At 69.0% G+C, this 15,630-nt stretch carries 13 protein-coding genes; 3 read left to right on the top strand and 10 right to left on the bottom strand.

What is annotated here, in order from left to right:
* Positions 1–138 precede the first annotated feature (138 nt).
* The 4 genes from AB0L65_RS16740 to AB0L65_RS16725 form a co-directional block, all read right to left on the bottom strand.
* A complete protein-coding gene (locus tag AB0L65_RS16740) occupies positions 139–885 on the bottom strand; it encodes a class I SAM-dependent methyltransferase (protein WP_364245780.1) in 747 nt (248 codons plus the stop codon).
* Positions 886–984: 99 nt separating this feature from the next.
* Positions 985–1,626 (bottom strand): hypothetical protein, encoded by a 642-nt coding sequence (locus AB0L65_RS16735; protein ID WP_364245777.1) that lies wholly within the window; start codon positions 1,624–1,626, stop codon positions 985–987.
* A gap of 194 nt (positions 1,627–1,820) precedes the next feature.
* Positions 1,821–2,930 (bottom strand): DUF418 domain-containing protein, encoded by a 1,110-nt coding sequence (locus AB0L65_RS16730; RefSeq protein ID WP_364245775.1) that lies wholly within the window; start codon positions 2,928–2,930, stop codon positions 1,821–1,823.
* A gap of 177 nt (positions 2,931–3,107) precedes the next feature.
* Positions 3,108–4,778, bottom strand: coding sequence for a PQQ-dependent sugar dehydrogenase (locus AB0L65_RS16725; protein ID WP_364245772.1), 1,671 nt, complete (start codon positions 4,776–4,778; stop codon positions 3,108–3,110).
* 807 nt (positions 4,779–5,585) lie between these two features.
* On the opposite strand from AB0L65_RS16725, the gene AB0L65_RS16720 reads away from it, so the two are divergent.
* From AB0L65_RS16720 to AB0L65_RS16710, 3 genes are all read left to right on the top strand, one after another.
* On the top strand, positions 5,586–5,960 hold the full coding sequence (locus AB0L65_RS16720; RefSeq protein ID WP_364245769.1) for a plastocyanin/azurin family copper-binding protein: 375 nt from the start codon (positions 5,586–5,588) through the stop codon (positions 5,958–5,960).
* A gap of 430 nt (positions 5,961–6,390) precedes the next feature.
* Positions 6,391–6,960, top strand: a complete 570-nt coding sequence (locus AB0L65_RS16715) for a CHRD domain-containing protein (RefSeq protein ID WP_364245766.1) — start codon at positions 6,391–6,393, stop codon at positions 6,958–6,960.
* 475 nt (positions 6,961–7,435) lie between these two features.
* A complete protein-coding gene (locus AB0L65_RS16710) occupies positions 7,436–8,938 on the top strand; it encodes a serine/threonine-protein kinase (protein ID WP_364245763.1) in 1,503 nt (500 codons plus the stop codon).
* Positions 8,939–9,836: 898 nt separating this feature from the next.
* Here AB0L65_RS16710 and AB0L65_RS16705 read toward each other — a convergent pair.
* The 6 genes from AB0L65_RS16705 to AB0L65_RS16680 all read right to left on the bottom strand — a co-directional run bounded on the left by AB0L65_RS16705 (position 9,837) and on the right by AB0L65_RS16680 (position 15,502).
* Complete coding sequence (locus AB0L65_RS16705) at positions 9,837–11,048, bottom strand: serine hydrolase domain-containing protein (RefSeq protein WP_364245760.1); 1,212 nt, start codon at positions 11,046–11,048, stop codon at positions 9,837–9,839.
* A gap of 36 nt (positions 11,049–11,084) precedes the next feature.
* On the bottom strand, positions 11,085–11,489 hold the full coding sequence (locus AB0L65_RS16700; RefSeq protein WP_364245757.1) for a hypothetical protein: 405 nt from the start codon (positions 11,487–11,489) through the stop codon (positions 11,085–11,087).
* Between the two features lie 263 nt (positions 11,490–11,752).
* Positions 11,753–11,893: a hypothetical protein gene (locus tag AB0L65_RS16695; RefSeq protein WP_364245754.1), complete on the bottom strand. Its 141-nt coding sequence runs from the start codon at positions 11,891–11,893 to the stop codon at positions 11,753–11,755.
* 476 nt (positions 11,894–12,369) lie between these two features.
* Positions 12,370–13,122 carry a hypothetical protein gene (locus tag AB0L65_RS16690; RefSeq protein WP_364245751.1) on the bottom strand — a complete coding sequence of 251 codons (753 nt, stop codon included), beginning with the start codon at positions 13,120–13,122 and terminating at the stop codon, positions 12,370–12,372.
* Positions 13,119–14,036, bottom strand: a complete 918-nt coding sequence (locus AB0L65_RS16685) for an ATP-binding cassette domain-containing protein (RefSeq protein WP_364245749.1) — start codon at positions 14,034–14,036, stop codon at positions 13,119–13,121. Before AB0L65_RS16685 ends, AB0L65_RS16690 begins: the two co-directional genes overlap by 4 nt.
* Entirely contained in the window at positions 14,033–15,502 is a 1,470-nt protein-coding gene (locus AB0L65_RS16680) for an alpha/beta fold hydrolase (protein ID WP_364245746.1), read from the bottom strand. Before AB0L65_RS16680 ends, AB0L65_RS16685 begins: the two co-directional genes overlap by 4 nt.
* Between the last annotated feature and the right edge of the window lie 128 nt (positions 15,503–15,630).

Here is a 15,630-nt window from a genome sequence, read left to right as displayed (position 1 = left end):
GTGACTGACATCCTCACACCCGCACCGGCGACCAGGGCCGCGCCGTCGCGGCGCCCGCACCTCGTCTCCGGGCCCGCCACCGGGCTGCTGCTGGCATCAGGCCCGGCTTGAACAGGCCGGGCCTGACCACCGCGGAGCTCAGCGCTTCATGAGGGCGAACACGCCCCAGCCGAGCAGGCGCCGCTGGAAGCGGACGTAACGCATCGGCTCGCGCGACAGCTCGGCGCGCAGTTCGGGCGCGAGCTCGTCGTCGGGGTTGGCGTCCAGCCAGGTACGCAGGTTGCGCCACTGGGCGGCGACGTACCGGTCCCAGCTGTCCTCGTCGGCGAGCACCATCTCGACGACGTCATACCCGAGCCCGTCGAACAGCTCGAAGAGGTCGGGCAGCGTCCCGAAGTCGTCGCGCGAGGTCGCGTGGCACGCCTCGACGGCCTCCTGGCTGGGCGGTTCGGCCCGCCAGAACACCTCGCCGATCAGCATCGTGCCGCCCGGGCGCAGGCTGCGCTCCAGCAGCGCGACCGTGCCGGCGGTCCCGCCGCCGATCCACGTCGCGCCCACGCACGCCGCGACATCGACCGGCTCGCCGGCCACGTACGTGGAGGCGTCCCCGTGCGTGAACGTCACCCGCTCGCCGACGCCGAGCTCGGCGGCCCGCTCGCGGGCGGCGGCGAGGAAGACGGTGCTGATGTCGACCCCGGCGCCGGTGATCCCGTGATCGCGGGACCAGGTGCACAACATCTCACCCTTGCCGCAGCACAGATCGAGCACGGTGGCTCCGGGCCGCAGCCCGATCGCCGCGCCGAGCGTGGCCAGCTTCTCAGGGGTGAACGCGTTGATGATCCGGTGGCTGCTCTCCCGGATGGTGAAGCTACGTGGCAGATCCAAGATCGTGAGTCCTTACGTGTGATGGCTGATGTACCGAGACGGTCAGCTCATCGACACGCATAAAAGCAACTCCTCCGTCACGAGATGGTGATCGCGACCCTAGCTCTCCGCGGATTCCGGCGGCAATCGATTTTCCTCGCGCTCGTGCCCGTTTTCGTGCGCTTCGAGAAGGTCCAGATAACCCTGTACGGCCTCCCACAGATGGTGCTCGGGGTAGCGCCCCAGGCTGCGGTGCCGTCGCCGCCACTGCCGGTCCCAGTACGAGTCGCGTACGGCACGCAGATGGTCCAGCGCCGCCCGCAACTCCCCGGCGACCTGGGCGGGCTCCTCCTGAGGCCGGGACGTCACCTCACGCACCCGGTCGAAGCGGCGCTCGGCCAGCGCGTCGAGCACGTCCTGCTCGGGCCCGTCCAGCGACCAGAACCGCACCGGGTCGTGGATGCGATGGTTCTCCACCGGATCCAGATGGGAGCGCCACCAGTACGCGACCCCGCCCTGGTCCAGCCGGAGGAAATCGACCAGCCACGCGGTGCCGGGTGGCTGGGAGCCCCAGGTCACCTCCTCCGGCGGGAGGTTCAGCACCAGGACGATCTCGAGGTGATCGACGGGGTCGGCGCCCGTGAGCAGGTCGCCGAAGACGTGCGCGGCGCGCAGGAAGGGTTCGTCCGCCGGCACGCGGCGGGTCTGCTCGCAGGCCTGGGCGAGCTGCCGCAGCCTCTCCACCGCTCGCCGGTAGCGCATCCTCCGCTCACCTCCCTGTCCCGGACTCGCGACCCAGCGTACGGTCTCCCCACCCCCTCCAGCCGCCCCGGCTGCCAGTCGTCCGGCGACCGTCCGCCGCCCCGTGCCGCCAGCCGCCTCCGACCACCAGCCGACCCCTGTCACCCCGGCCGCCAGCCGCCTCGGCCCGTCGCCCGAGCCTGGCCGCAGCTCTGTCACGAGCGTCGCGTCAGAACCGGTGCCTGGTAGGCCCATTGCCATGCCAGCTCCAGCGGCCCGCGACTGAACCGGCGCAGCCACAACGACGACAGCACCATGAACAGCACGCAGATCCCGGCCCACGCCACCGGCACCCACCACGGCCGCAACCCATCGAACCGATCCGCCAGCCCCAGACCCCAGCCATAACAGAGGACACTGGCCGCCAGGTTCTGGAAGACGTAGCAGGACAGCGCCATACGCCCGACCTCCGTGATCCCCCTCCTGAGCACCCCCGGCGCACCATGCATGCCGAGCACGATCGAGGTGATCAGCCCCAGCAGACCCAGGGCGACCAGCGGCGCCACGAGATAGCGGTCGACGGCGAACCAGGCCGGCCCCGCGAAGGAGGTGGCCAGGTTCAGCGGCACACCGACGCCGAGGCCGACGACGATCAGCTTCCTCCGCAGACCGGCGCCGTCCTCCTCGAAGACGCCGGCGCGCAGCAGGCGGGCGCCGAGCAGGAACAGCACGATGCCCATGGGGACGATGAACACCAGCTCCGCACGGAAGACGGCGACATGCCGCAGACGGAAGGCGACCTGGTCGAGCCAGCCGTCCTGGGGGTAGATCGGGGTGCCGCCACCCGTCGGCCCCAGCATCAGGGCTGCCGTGATCAGGGTAACCATGGCGACGTGCACCGCTCCCGCGGCGACCATCCAGGCGGTGACCGCGCGGTGGCTCCTGCCCACCAGGTACGCCACGATCATGGAGGTGATCGCGTACCCCATCAGCACGTCGAACTCGAAGACCAGGACGTAGTGCAGCGCCCCCTCGACGAACAGCAGTGTCGCGCGCCAGAGATACCTGCCCGGCCACGTCAGCCCGCGCCGGACCGCGCTGCGGTACTGCAGCTCCAGGCCGACACCGAAGAGCAGGGTCAACAGCCCGAGGAACTTGCCGTTGGACAGAAAGCGCAGGAACGTCTCCACCACACCGGCGCCGCCCCCGAACTGAAGGAACTCGGCGGACCCGCCGGGCGCGGTGAAGATCCAGATGTTCGTGCCGAGCGTGCCCATGATGGCCACGCCCCGTAACACGTCAAGTGCGTCGATACGTCTGGTCACACCATCAAGCCTGGTGGCGCGGTGGCTGCTCCCTGTCGTCCCGTTGGGCGAAATGAGCCGTACATCGATCGATGTACGGCTCTACATCTTTGGTCACTCCCCGAGGCCACCATCAGCGGCGACCGCCGATGACGCGGCCCCGCCGGCCGGCTCGCCCCAGCGAAACGGGCGCCCAGATCAGGGACTCGTGCACCGATAGGCGGAAGGAGTCTGGGTGTCGCCGTTGGGGCGGCTGGCCTGGAAACCGAACGTCGTGCTCTGACCGGGCGCGAGCGTGCCGTTGTGAGCGGCGTTCCTGACCGTGACGGTCTGGCCGCTGACGGTCAGCGTGGCGTTCCAGGAGCCGGTGACGGCGTGCCCGCTGGGCAGTGTGAACGTCACCGTCCAGCCCGTGGTCGTGGCGGTGCCGGTGTTGGCGACCGTGACCGGCTGGATCACGTAGCCGGTGCTCCACTGGGTCTGGGTGGTCGGCGTGGCCGTGCATCCGCCGGTGGTGCCGCCCGGACCGGTGGTGACCGTGACCGTGTTGGACACCGGCGACAAATTGCTCGCCGCGTCGCGGGCGCGTACCTGGTAGCGGTAGGTGGTGGCGGCGGTCAGCCCGGTGTCGGTGTACGAGGCGGTCGCCGCGGTGCCCACCTGCGCGAAGGTGCCGCCGGAGGAGCCCGGCGCGCGCAGGACGTCGTAGCCGGTCACGCCGACGTTGTCGGTCGAGGCGGTCCACGTCAGCGTGGTGCCGGTGGAGGTGGTCGCGGAGGCGGCCAGGTTGCCGGGGGCGGTCGGTGGGGTGGTGTCGGTTCCGCTCGTGGCGGGCGGAATGCGGATGATGCGGTCGTCCTGGGCAACCGGTGTGCCGCGGCCGTCCCGGTTGCTGGTCGTCACCCAGAGCCAGCCGTCGGGCCCGAGCGCGACCGCGCGGAGGCGTCCGTACACGGACTGGAACTCGGCCACCGGCGTGCCGGGAGTGCCGCTGCCGGTCAGCGGCACCGTCCAGAGGCGCCGGCCGCCCAGCGCCGCGGCGAAGAGCGTGTTGTTGGCGTACGCGAGCCCGCTCGGCGACGCCTCGGCGGTCGTCCAGGTGACGATGGGGTTGCGGAAGGAGGAGTTGCCGCAGTTGCCTTCGCAGGTGGGCCAGCCGTAGTTGCCGCCCGCGACGATCTGGTTGATCTCGTCCCAGGTGTTCTGGCCGAATTCGCTGGCGTACATCCTGCCTTGGGAGTCCCAGGCCAGGCCCTGCACGTTGCGGTGGCCGTAGCTCCAGACGCGGGATCCCGTGAACGGATTGTCCGAAGGCACCCCGCCAGTGGCCGTCATGCGCAGGATCTTGCCGGCGGGGCTGTTGAGGTTCTGGGCGTTGCTGGTGTTGCCGGCGTCGCCGGTGCTCAGGTAGAGCATGCCGTCCGGGCCGAACGCCAGGCGGCCGCCGTCGTGGATGGTGGCGCTCGGGACGCCAGAGAAGATCACCGTCTGCGTCTGAGGGGCGCTCAACTGGAACCTGACCAGGCGGTTGTCCCCGGCGGTGCTGGTGAAGTACGCGTACACCCAGCCGTCCCTGGCCGCGATGCCGAGCAGGCCGCTCTCACCGGAAGCGCTCACCCCGTTCACGGTGGCGACCTGGGTGGGCGTCTGGCCGGGCCGTACCTGGAGGATCCGCCCGGTGTTCCGCTCGGAGACCAGCGCGCTGCCGTCCGGCAGGAACGCCAACCCCCACGGCACCTGCAGCCCCGTGACGGATACCTCCGCCCTGGCGAAGTCGAAACCCCCGAGCACCTGAGCGCGTGCCTCGGGAGCGCTGACGATGAGGGCGATCAGGGCCAGAATCAGGGCAGGTACGACACGGGCGCGCATGACGGACTCCTTGACGGGATCACGTGTGCGGACCCCAGCACCGTAGGCATCGCAACCGCGGGACCTCAATCACCGCGACCCGCGCATCCCGCCCATCTGCGACGACGGCCACATGGTGGCTGAAACTTTCAACATCCGCCGCTTACGTCTTCAACCCACCCTTTCCGATCCCTGTCTCATCAGGCAGCCGGCTCCGGCCGGCCCGGCACTCACCCGGAAGAGGAGCACCGACGAGGGTCACAGCAATGCCGCCGGCGGCTCCCACGCTGATCACCTCCACCCCGCTCCTCACCCTGCCGCACCACGCCACGAACGCAGTCAGACCCGCCTGGGTACGAGGATGCGCCGCTCACGCGAGGCCGCGCGGCGCTTGATGGGCTCGCGCGAGTCCTGGTGGGTGCGCCACGCGTACTCTGGAAGAGGGACGCTCGCCGGTCGAGCTCGACCATGACGCGGGAGACGGGTGAGCACACGCGCACTCGGGGGGTGAGCCCGATGAGGCCTCACGACGTCTGGTCCGCAGGCACCGCAGCAGTCGCCATAACAGCCGCACTGCTCACCGGCACACCAACAGCCACAGGCCAACTGCCCACCGGCACGCTAACTGCCGCAGGAGGGCCGTCCACCGGCACACCAACGGCCACAGAGCAACTGTTCACCCACACACCGACAGCCATAGGGCAGTTGTCCACCGGCACACTGACGGCGGCAGGGCAACTGTTCACCGGCACATCGACGCCAACGGGGCAGGCGGCCGGGTCGCGGCGCGCCCAAGAATGCACCCCTCCACCGCTACCGGGCAAGGTGGTGGACGTCGACCTGACCGACACAGCCGGCGCAGCACCCATGCGCCTGACCGTGAAGCCGGCCAAAGTCACGGCAGGCACCGTGTCTCTCCGTGCCTCCAACACCGGCACCCTGGCCCACGAGGTGGTCGTACTGCCGCTCGCGGCGGGTAAGCCCATCGGGAAGCAGCCGATCGGAGCCGACAGCCGCGTAAGCGAGACGGGCTCCGCCGGCGAGGCATCCCACAACTGCGCCGCAGGCGAGGGCGGAGGCATCGCCCCCGGGTCCGCAGGCTGGGCGACACTGACCCTGCAGCCTGGACGGTACGAGCTGATCTGCAACTTCCCGGGTCACTACGCCATGGGCATGCGCGCAGAACTCGACGTCACCCAGTAACCCACATACAACCCAAACCAGCTTCACCCCAAAACCACACCACTCAGCACCCCACCCACGCCAAGCCAAATACCGTCCCCCCTTCACACCCGCCCGTCGCAACCTTCGCCCGCCTGTCCCCAGATGCCACCCGCTCGCCCCCAGCCGTCACCCGCCCGTCGCCAGGCTTCACCCGCCGTCTACCGGCCTTGGCACGCCCGTCGCGGGCCTTCACCTGCCCGTCGCCAGCTTTCGCCCGCCCCTCACCGGCCGTCGCTCGCCTGAGCCCTGCACGAGATCGGCACCGGGTTTTGGTCTGTCCGCCTCGGGCTTTGTGACACTGATCACCCCAACGCCTTATGCGGATTTGTCCACAGAACGTCGGACGCCACCTCACTAACGTCCTGCCCTGTCCGAAGAGATCCGTAAGACCAACCGAAGGCAGGCACCCATGAACACTTTCGAGCAGATCAGCAACGGGCGTATCCAGTGGCGGCGTGCGGTGGCCGGCGCGGCCATCGCGGCGCTGGCCTCGACCGCGGCCCTGGCCGTCACCTCGGCACCGGCCAACGCCGCCCCCGCCACGTTCACCAGCGCCAAGGCGGCCAACGCAAAGGTGGCCAGCGCGGCCAAGACGTACTACTTCACCGCAGTTCTTCTCGGCAAGAACGAGGTGCCGGAGGCCGGCAAGAAGGTCAACGACCGGAACGGCCTGGCGGCCGCGAAGTTCCGCATCAAGGGCAACCGCCTCTACTACTTCGTCCAGTGGAAGAAGGTCGCCAAGCCCACCGCCTTCCACATTCACCGGGGCAAGGCCGGCACGAACGGCCCCGTCGTCATCGACCTGCTGTCCAACGGCACCACCCGCGGCAACACGAGCTCCGGCTCCGTCCGCGTCAAGGACACCAGCGTCCTCAACGGAATCAAGAAGAACCCGAAGAACTGGTACGCCAACCTGCACACCTCTGAGTTCCCCGACGGCGCGGTCCGCGGCCAGCTCCACGGCGCCCACCACTGGTAAACATGCTGAAAGGTACGCAGACCAGGGCCGAGCCGCCGCAGCGCGGGCACGTCGGCGCGGCCCCCTTGCCCATCGAGCCAGACGCTGGCACTGCCGGCGCTGAGAGTGCCGTGAACACCGCGAGCACCGATCGCCGTGAACACCGCAAGCACCGAACGCCGTGAAGGTAAGGGAGCACCGCGAGCACCGAACGAGCATCGAGAGCACCGAACGTCGCAAACGTCGCAAACGCCGCGAACGCCGCCTGCATCGCGAGCACCGCGATGTCGGCGTCGGCCGCGACCGTCTGGAGCCAGGTACCCCAGGAAGGCTGAGAGCGGCCTGAGCCAAATATCCAAAGGTGTCGGGTGACCTTTGATCGACATTCCCTGACGCTCACGATCCGTTCGCTTACTATCTGATGTGCCCGTGCTGAGCCAGATATCGACAGGAGGCGACGAATGGTCGCGGAGTCCGAGACGTCGGTAATGGCACGGTGACGTTGCTCGCGGGCCGTTATCGGCTGCTTTCGCAGCTCGGCCAGGGCGGTATGGGCACCGTCTGGCGGGCGATGGACGAACTCCTCAGACAGGAAGTGGCCATCAAGGAGGTCCGGCTCCCGTCGGATCTCGACGAGGCGTCGCGTGCCGAGCTGGCCGAACGCACACTTCGGGAAGCGCGCGCCGCGGCGACGCTGCGCTCCCACCCGTCCATCGTCACCGTGCACGACGTGGTCCTGGATGACGGCCGGCCGTGGATCATCATGGAGTTGGTGCGCGGCCGCTCCCTCGACCGGGTCGTACGCGACGACGGCCCGCTGCCGCCGCACCGCGTAGCCGAGATCGGCATGCAGATGCTCGACGCCCTGGGTGCCGCGCACGCGTCCGGCATCCTGCACCGGGACGTCAAACCCGCCAACGTCCTGCTCCCCGACGACGGGCGGGTGCTGCTCACCGACTTCGGCATCGCGACGATCGCCGGGGACACCGGGCTGACGCAGACGGGGATGCTGACCGGCTCGCCCGGCTACATCGCCCCGGAGCGCCTGCGCGGCGAGGCCGACGGCCCGCTCGCCGACCTGTGGTCGCTCGGCGCCACGCTCTTCACGGCGGTGGAGGGCGGCCCGCCGTTCCCCCGCCCGAACGAGGCCGCGGTCCTGGCCGCCGTGCTGATGCAGGAGCCCGCCCCCTTCCGGCTGGCCGGCCCGCTGGCACCCGTGCTGGCAGCGATCCTGGAGAAGGACCCGGTACGTCGCTGCTCCCCGGACGAGGTGGCCGGCTGGTTGAGGGCCCTCTCGCGGGGCGAGACGACGGACGTCCCGACTTCGCCACGGACGCGGACCGTACCGGGCAGCCGCCCGCGCCGGCGTCGCCGCATCCAGGTCGTCGTGGGGGCCCTGCTCGCGGTGGTGCTGGTCGTGGCGGCGGGGGTGGTGGTCGTGCCGTACCTGTTCCCGAACGTCATCCGCGTACTCGGCGCCATGCTCGCGCCCCCCGTCAGCTATACCTATTCCCCGCGGCCGACGTTCGGCTCGTCGCCGGAGGCCACCCCGGTCATCTCCCGCGACTTCGAGGCATGCGATCTGCTGACCAGCGCCCAGACGCGCTCGCTGTTCGGCGGCCCGATGAAGCGCCAGTTCCTGACCGACACCACCTGCTCCTGGTCAAATAGGGACGCTTCCAACCTGAACATCATGGCGTTCCGCTTGCCGAGCGCCTCCGCGGCCAACTTGACCCATGATCAGATGGTCAAGTACATGAAGGACGAGCCGAAGCGCAACGAAAAGACCAAGATCCGCACGGGGCCGAAGGTCGGCGATGAGGCGTTCAGCTATACCCGGCAGGTGCCCAACTGGCCGTGGCGAGTCTACGAGACCAAGATCTCCTTCCGACTGTCGAACGTCGAGGTGACCATAACCGTCAGAGCCCGACGCTCCGGATTCGGCACCGCCGACCGCGCCGCCAAGCTCGTCGCCACAGCCCTCAACAAGTACCGCTAGCACCCCACTGAACGACGCGCCCTTACCCTGCGGATGGCGCCGGCGGCTTCTCCGGCAGGTCAACGGCCCGGCACTTCGCCCCCGTGCCGGCAGGCTGAAGTGCAAGAGGGAGACGAAAGGCCTGCGGCTGTTGAGGTGTAAACGACGGAAGCGGATGAGGTGAAGAGATGGAGTTGGCTGAGGTGAGGGACCGAGGTGGGGCTGCCGTAATATCCGCCGAACATCATTTGCCTGACCAGCAGAGCAACCCGACCTGAGAAAACGCGTCGTCGCTGGTTATCGAGTCGGGCCGTGCCGGACTCATCCCCTGACCGAAACCCGGTCCCCAGCGGCAGGCACTTCACCCATCGTGACCTGGCACGAAAGGTCTAACCGCCGGATCTCGTTCGGAATCACTCTGCGGACCGAGCCCGAAATGGTTACCAGCGACTACGCGCAACTCCGCAGGGAGGTGCTCGCCGTACAGAGCGCCGAACTCGCCCGCATGTACGCCGGTGGCGAGGTCGGCGACACCCGCCATACGCCGCTGGCGAGGTCGGCGAGGCCACCCGCCGCCACCTCCAACGCCGCCCGGACCACCAGGCCTGCGCCACACCGAGGGCTGGCCAGATCATGCGGCTGTAGGTCCCGCGTCATGAGGCGTGAAATCCGCCGCGGGTCTGGACGGACGAGGCCAGCGTGCGGCGCGGGCGCGAAATCCGCCGCGGACCTGGACGGACGAGGTCGGCGTGCGGCACAAGGGCAGCGGTTGACGGGGGCGGGTCCGCGTGCTGCGGCACTGGCGGACGGCCCGGCATTGGATGACCACGTTCTCGGGCGGCCATGCAGGCGGGCCATGCAGGCGGGCCATGCAGGCGGGCCACGCCGAGCTCGGTGAGCGCGGCGTGGCCCGGTTCGGCTACTTGACCTGACGGCCGTCGCAGAACACCTCGTTGATGAGCCTGTTCAACGCCTTGGGGAACACCGTCGCCGTGTCGACCGCGGTGTCTCCGGAGGTCAGCGAGGCGGTAAGGATCTTGCTGCCGTCGGGCGTGCTGTACATCAGCGATCCGTAGCCCCCGGGAGGGCTGCCGTCGTGGTTGAGGACGATGCCGGCGCAGTCCGGGCCGGTGTCCAGCACGTACAGTCCCAGGCCGTAGCTGCCGAAGAGGCCGGCGCTCCTCGGGTCTGGCGTGCTCATCTCGGTCAGCAGCGCGGCCGGCAGGAGCCTGCCGCTCACCAGCGCGGACATGAACGTCTGCACGTCCTTGGTGGTCGAGATCATGTTGCCGGCGCCGGCCAGCAGAGAGGGATTCTGGCGGGTGACGTCGACCACCTTCCACTGGCCGGCGTCCTCGTACCGGTAGTAGCCGTGCGCGTGTGGTCCGGGGAGGTCCGGCCGGTTGCCCGGCACCGAGGTGCCCGTCAGCCGTAGCGGTCCCAGGATCCGGCGCTGCATCTCCTCGGCGTACGGGCGGCCGGTGACCTTCTCGATCAGCAGCAGGGCGAGGGTGTAGTTGGTGTTGGCGTAGCCCCAGCTCGTCCCCGGCGCGAACTTGGCAGGCTTGGACAGCGCGAACCGTACCAGTTCCTCCGGCTGGTAGGACTTGAACCGGTTGTCCACCCACTCCTTGCCCACGGAGGGCAGGCCCGGCACCCATACGCCGTCGTCGTAGGCGTCGCCGGTGTAGTTGAACAACCCGCTGGTGTGCTGCAACATCATCCGCACGGTGATCCGCGGGTCCAGGCCCAGGTCGGGCAGGTAGCCGGCCACCGAAGCGTCCAGCCCGACCCTGCCCTCGGCCACCAACTGCAGCACCACGGTCGCCATGAAGGTCTTGGTGGTGCTGCCGATCCAGTAGCGCCCGTTCGTCGGCGGCTTGGCGCTCTCGCCCAGCTTGCGCACCCCGGCGCTGCCCACCCAGTCGCCGCGCTCGTCGTGGACGCGCATCTGCATCCCGGCGAAACCGTCGTCGATCCACTCCTGGATGGCTTTATGCAGCTCCGGACGGTCCTGTGCGGTAGCCGCGGCGGGGGTGGCCGCCCCGGCCAGCAGTGCGGCCGCCAGCGCCGTGACCGCCGCTCGCCGCAAGACCTTGCTGCGGTTTGGTACGCCGAAGATAGTTCTCATGGTTCCTCCCGGAGTCGATGGGGATGAAGCAGCCCGTCAGGCGGCGTCGAGGGCCGCGGTGATCTTGCGGGCCATGTCGGTCAGGGTGGGGCTGGGCCGGCCCTGGTGATTTCCGGTGGAGGCTTCGACGGCGACCATGACGGTGCCGCGGAAGTTGTCGGCCTCGGCCGGGTCCTGCTGCCTGAGCAGGTTCATGGACGCGGTCAGCGCCGGCAACACCTGGTCGGCGAGGGCAGCGACGGTCTTGCCGTACTTGACGCCCTTGGGCGCCTTGGTGAGCACGTGTCCGACGGGGCCGGTGGCGGAGGTCAGGGCGATGGAGCCCTCGGTGGCGACCTTGTGGGCCGAGCCGGCGGCGCCGGCGGCGGACATCAGGGAGACGGCGCCCCACGCGGCGGTCCGAAGGGTGAGCTTGTCCTGGTCGGTGAGGGTGATGGCCATGGTGGTGCGCTCCTTCAAAACTGTTGGGAATCGGTTGGGCGGGCAGGCGTTCAACCGTTCATGGCCTTTACGATCGCCGACCGCTCTGATACCGGACCGTTGCCGTCCTGACACGGCCCTTACAGCTGCTCCCGCAGCCACACCGCGATCTCGTAGCCGTAGGCGGGTTAGCAACGCCGAATAGCTGAGGTGCAGCCGGGGACCGCGTGCTGCCGGGCCAGGCCGCTGAAGGTACGGCCCGGGCCCAGCTCGAGCAGCGCGTGTTAGCCGGTGGTGAGCAGCGTGCGCAAAGCGTCCGAGAAGCGCACGGTGAGGCGCAGGTGGGCCGCCCAGGAGGGCCGGGTGAGCACGTGTGCCGTCGCGACGTGTGTGATGGCGCGCCACGCCACGGTCGAGGACGCCATCACGGTCCGGGCTCGGATAGCGACCATAAGCCCCGAACTGGAGCGTTGACGCAGGTCACTTCCAGTGACGCAAAGCCCTGTCCGAGTGCAATTTCGGCCCGGGCGCGCTGGGACGAGTGTGTTGGATCTTCGGCGCATACTACGGAGATCCCGAGGCGGTCGAGGTGCAAGGGGCGGAGGCACCCTGAGGTGCAAGATCCGCGCTGGCGAGGCGCAAGCGGCGAAGTCGACCCGAGGTGCAAGATCGAGGCTGGCAAGGTGTAAGCGGCGGAGGTGCCTCCTGGTGAAAGGCCGACGCTGGCGAGGTGTAAGCGACGAAGTTGACCCGATGTGAAAGGCCTGAGGCTGCGAGGTGCAAGCGACGGAGGCGGCGGAAGCGAACGATCGGAGGCGGCTGAGGTGCAGGGGGCCCGTGTGCCAGAGGGCCGCAGCCGCCGTACCGTCGTGGAACGCCATCCGCGCGGGTCAGTTCGTGGTCAGGCGTCGCGACGGGTGATTGCCAGGGCTGCTGCGACGAGGAAAATCGTGACATAACCGGCGAGGATGGCGCTGGCCGACGAAGGGGCGAAGGCGCCGGAGTCGGGGACACCGGCTAACTGCCTCGTCAATGAGGGGATCGTCAGAGAGCTTGTCCAGTCGTTCCAAGGGGCGGGGAGAAAGCGCTCGATCACGGTCGGGGCCGTCAGGAAGGCGACCAGTGCGATGAGTGCTCCCGGTGTCGAACGAAGAATCGTGGCCAGGCACAACCCCATCACCGCTGCGACGGCGGAACCTGCGCCTGTCGACAGCACCTCGGACAGGGCGGTCGGTTCGGAGAACGAGGCGCCGATCGGGCGTCCGCCCACCACCGCCTGCGCGGTGAAGTAGGTGGCGAACGCCAGCACCTGACCCGTGATCGCGGCCACGGTGGCCACCACGGCGGCCTTGGCCAGGAGCAGGATCCACGGGCGCCGGAGCGTGGTCAACGTCAGCCTGATCATGCCGGTGCTGTACTCGCCGGAGATGGCGAGCACACCCAGCATGCCGAAGAGCACGGGGGGAATGTCGGCGCTGAAGGTGAGCCCCGTGCCGACGGGTTCGCCGCCGGGACCCTTGGTGTCGAAGTAGCGCGAGATCGAGAGGGCGGCGAAGCCGGTGAGTGCCACGGCCGAGAGCGTGGAGGCCAGGACGTAGTAGGTGGATCGGAGCGAGCGCAGCTTGAGCCATTCCGATGCGACGACGTTGATCATTGGGTTATCTCCATGAAGGCCTCTTCCAGCGACGCCTGGCGAGGCGCCAATTCGTGGATGGCGCAGCCGTTCGCCAGGGCGACATCACCTATGGCGGCTGCGGACAAGCCGGTCACCAGCAGCTCTCCTTCGGCCCAGGGGGGAGAAGTCGAGGGTGTGCTCGCGCCGGATGCCTGGGCGCGGCGTACGGTTGCTCCCGCCGCTTCGAGTGCCCCGGTCAAGCGGGCCGCGTGGGGCGATCGGACCGAAACGTCGCCTTGGAAGCGGGTCAGCAGCTCCGCCATCGTGGTGTCCTCGATCAGCTGGCCGCGGCCGATGATGATGAGCCGGTCGGCGGTGAGGGACATCTCAGTCATCAGATGGCTCGACAGGAGGACGGTCCGCCCCTCGGCCGCCAGAGATCTCAGCAGCGTCCTGAGCCAGCGGATGCCGTCGGGATCGAGGCCGTTGACCGGCTCGTCAAGAATGAGCACTCCCGGATCGCCGAGCAGTGCCGCCGCGATGCCGAGGCGCTGGCGCATCCCCTGGGAGAACCCGGCGATCCGCCTGCGTGCCGCGCCGGCCAGGCCGACCTCCTCGAGAACCGCTACGACTCTGCGGCGCGCGATCCCGCCGGCATGCGCCAGCGCCTGGAGATGATCGAACGCGCTGCGCCCGCCCTGCACCTCGGTGGCATCGAGCATGGCACCGACCTCACGCATGGGGTCATGGAGGTCGCGCTTGCGGACGCCGTTGATCAACGCCTTGCCTGATGTGGGCGCGTGAAGCCCGAGGATCACTCGCATGGTGGTGGACTTGCCGGCCCCGTTGTGGCCGAGAAAGCCCGTGACCTGTCCGGCTTTGACGTCGAACGTCAGCCCCGAGACCGCCCGCGTGGAACCGTACACCTTCGTCAGATCTATGACTTCGATCATTTCCCCACCCGTTGAATCCGCTCGGCCGGGCAGCGCGTTCCCCGCGCGGGCAGCGCCCCTGCGGTCAGGTAGGCGAGGACATGCCGCCGCAGGCAGGTGTTGGCGGCCCACGCCGCGTGGCCGTCGCCGTGCCACAGGACCTGCGCGGACGGAATCTGCTCCGCCACGTGCTGCTGCCCGAGGTAGTTGGTGTTGTTGTCGAGCTCCCCGATCGCGAAGAGGATCGGTGGAACGTCCTTCACCCGCAACGGGTGCGGCGCCCAGGACGCGCCCCCGCTGCGCCCCCAGCACCGCCCGAGCTCGAAGCGTCCCTCGATCCAGCCGAACCTCGGCGCGATCTCACGAAGCCTGGCCTCGATGCCTTGGAACTCCTCGTACGTCGGCAGCTTCGGCATGAAGTCGTTGCACAGGGAGTCCTGGCTCACGGACGAGCCGCCCTGATCCGGTGCGAGCTCGGTGAGAAAGCCGGCGGCGTCGCCGTCGAGGGCCTTTCGGATGGCAGTCGCGAATCGCGGCCAGTATGCCGGGTTCATGCCTTTGACCGCGCCCGCGTACAGCTGTCCCTCGTGCACCGTCCTGCCGGCCGACGCCGGCAGTGGCGCGCGGCGCACCCTTGCGACCAGTTCGTCCCATGCCTTGCCCGCATCTCTGCCGTGCAGGGCGCAGTCCGTACGGCGGGCGCACCAGTCACGGAAGCGGGTGAGATGTCGCTCCTGGGTCCGCGCGTAGTTGCGCAACCAGGGCTCGAACTCCTGCTGGGTGTGATCGGCGGTCCCGTCCAAATACATCCGGCCGACCCGCTGCGGGAACAGCTCCAGATAGGCCTGGGCGTAGACAGTGCCGTAGGAGTTGCCCGCGTAGACGAGCTTGTCCTGGCCAAGCGCGGCGCGCAGCGCGTCGAGGTCGTGTGCCACGTTCCAGGCCGTCATTCCGCGCCATGCCGCCCCTGCCGCCTTACGGCAGCTCGCCTGATGAGCCGCGTTCTGGGCGGCGTGGGCGTCCCAGTCCTGCTTCGCCCGCGCGCTGATCAATCCGTAAATGGAGGCCTCGGGCTCCGCGCAGCTCACCCTCTTGCCGCTGCTGCCGGGCTCGGACATCCCGCGCGGATCGATGGCGACGACGTCGAACCGGCTGCGCAGTTGCTTGAGCAGGATGGGCCATTCCGGCGGGGCTTCGGCAGCGTTTTTCGGCCTGAACATCGCCGTGCTGGTGCTGGGGCCTCCCAGGTTGATGATCAGTGGGCCCGTGCTCCTGCCTGTCGCGGGTAGCTTGGCCACGTGCACCGAAGTCTTCGGCCCGCCCGGATCGCCCCAGTCCACGGGAACGACAAGGTCGGCGCAGCGCAGGCCGTCACCGCACTCCTTCCAGACGAGGCGATGAGCCTGCGCCGAGGCCAGCGCGATGCCACCCAGCGACACGGCGAGACAGGCGGCGAGGCACACGGCGATGGCTGTGCGTCGATTCATGGCGCCAACGATCCGGGACGGTGGTGGGTGCGCGCATCGGAGCCAGGTCCGGTCTTGGCGGTCGGATCAGGGTCACAGGGCCCGGGTTTTCGACGGCTGAGTACGACCCTGGTCTGACGGCTCGTGCT

It is taken from the genome of Nonomuraea sp. NPDC052116 (assembly GCF_040680035.1).
GTDB lineage: Bacteria > Actinomycetota > Actinomycetes > Streptosporangiales > Streptosporangiaceae > Nonomuraea > Nonomuraea angiospora_A.
This window is presented reverse-complemented; position numbering and strand designations above follow the sequence as displayed.

Bases quoted from the DNA above. Each gene is read 5' to 3' on its own strand.
- AB0L65_RS16735 (WP_364245777.1), bottom strand. From the start codon at position 1,626: ATGCGCTACCGGCGAGCGGTGGAGAGGCTGCGGCAGCTCGCCCAGGCC.
- AB0L65_RS16725 (WP_364245772.1), bottom strand. From the start codon at position 4,778: ATGCGCGCCCGTGTCGTACCTGCCCTGATTCTGGCCCTGATCGCCCTC.
- AB0L65_RS16715 (WP_364245766.1), top strand. From the start codon at position 6,391: ATGAACACTTTCGAGCAGATCAGCAACGGGCGTATCCAGTGGCGGCGT.
- AB0L65_RS16705 (WP_364245760.1), bottom strand. From the start codon at position 11,048: ATGAGAACTATCTTCGGCGTACCAAACCGCAGCAAGGTCTTGCGGCGA.
- AB0L65_RS16700 (WP_364245757.1), bottom strand. From the start codon at position 11,489: ATGGCCATCACCCTCACCGACCAGGACAAGCTCACCCTTCGGACCGCC.
- AB0L65_RS16695 (WP_364245754.1), bottom strand. From the start codon at position 11,893: ATGGCGTCCTCGACCGTGGCGTGGCGCGCCATCACACACGTCGCGACG.
- AB0L65_RS16690 (WP_364245751.1), bottom strand. From the start codon at position 13,122: ATGATCAACGTCGTCGCATCGGAATGGCTCAAGCTGCGCTCGCTCCGA.
- AB0L65_RS16685 (WP_364245749.1), bottom strand. From the start codon at position 14,036: ATGATCGAAGTCATAGATCTGACGAAGGTGTACGGTTCCACGCGGGCG.
- AB0L65_RS16680 (WP_364245746.1), bottom strand. From the start codon at position 15,502: ATGAATCGACGCACAGCCATCGCCGTGTGCCTCGCCGCCTGTCTCGCC.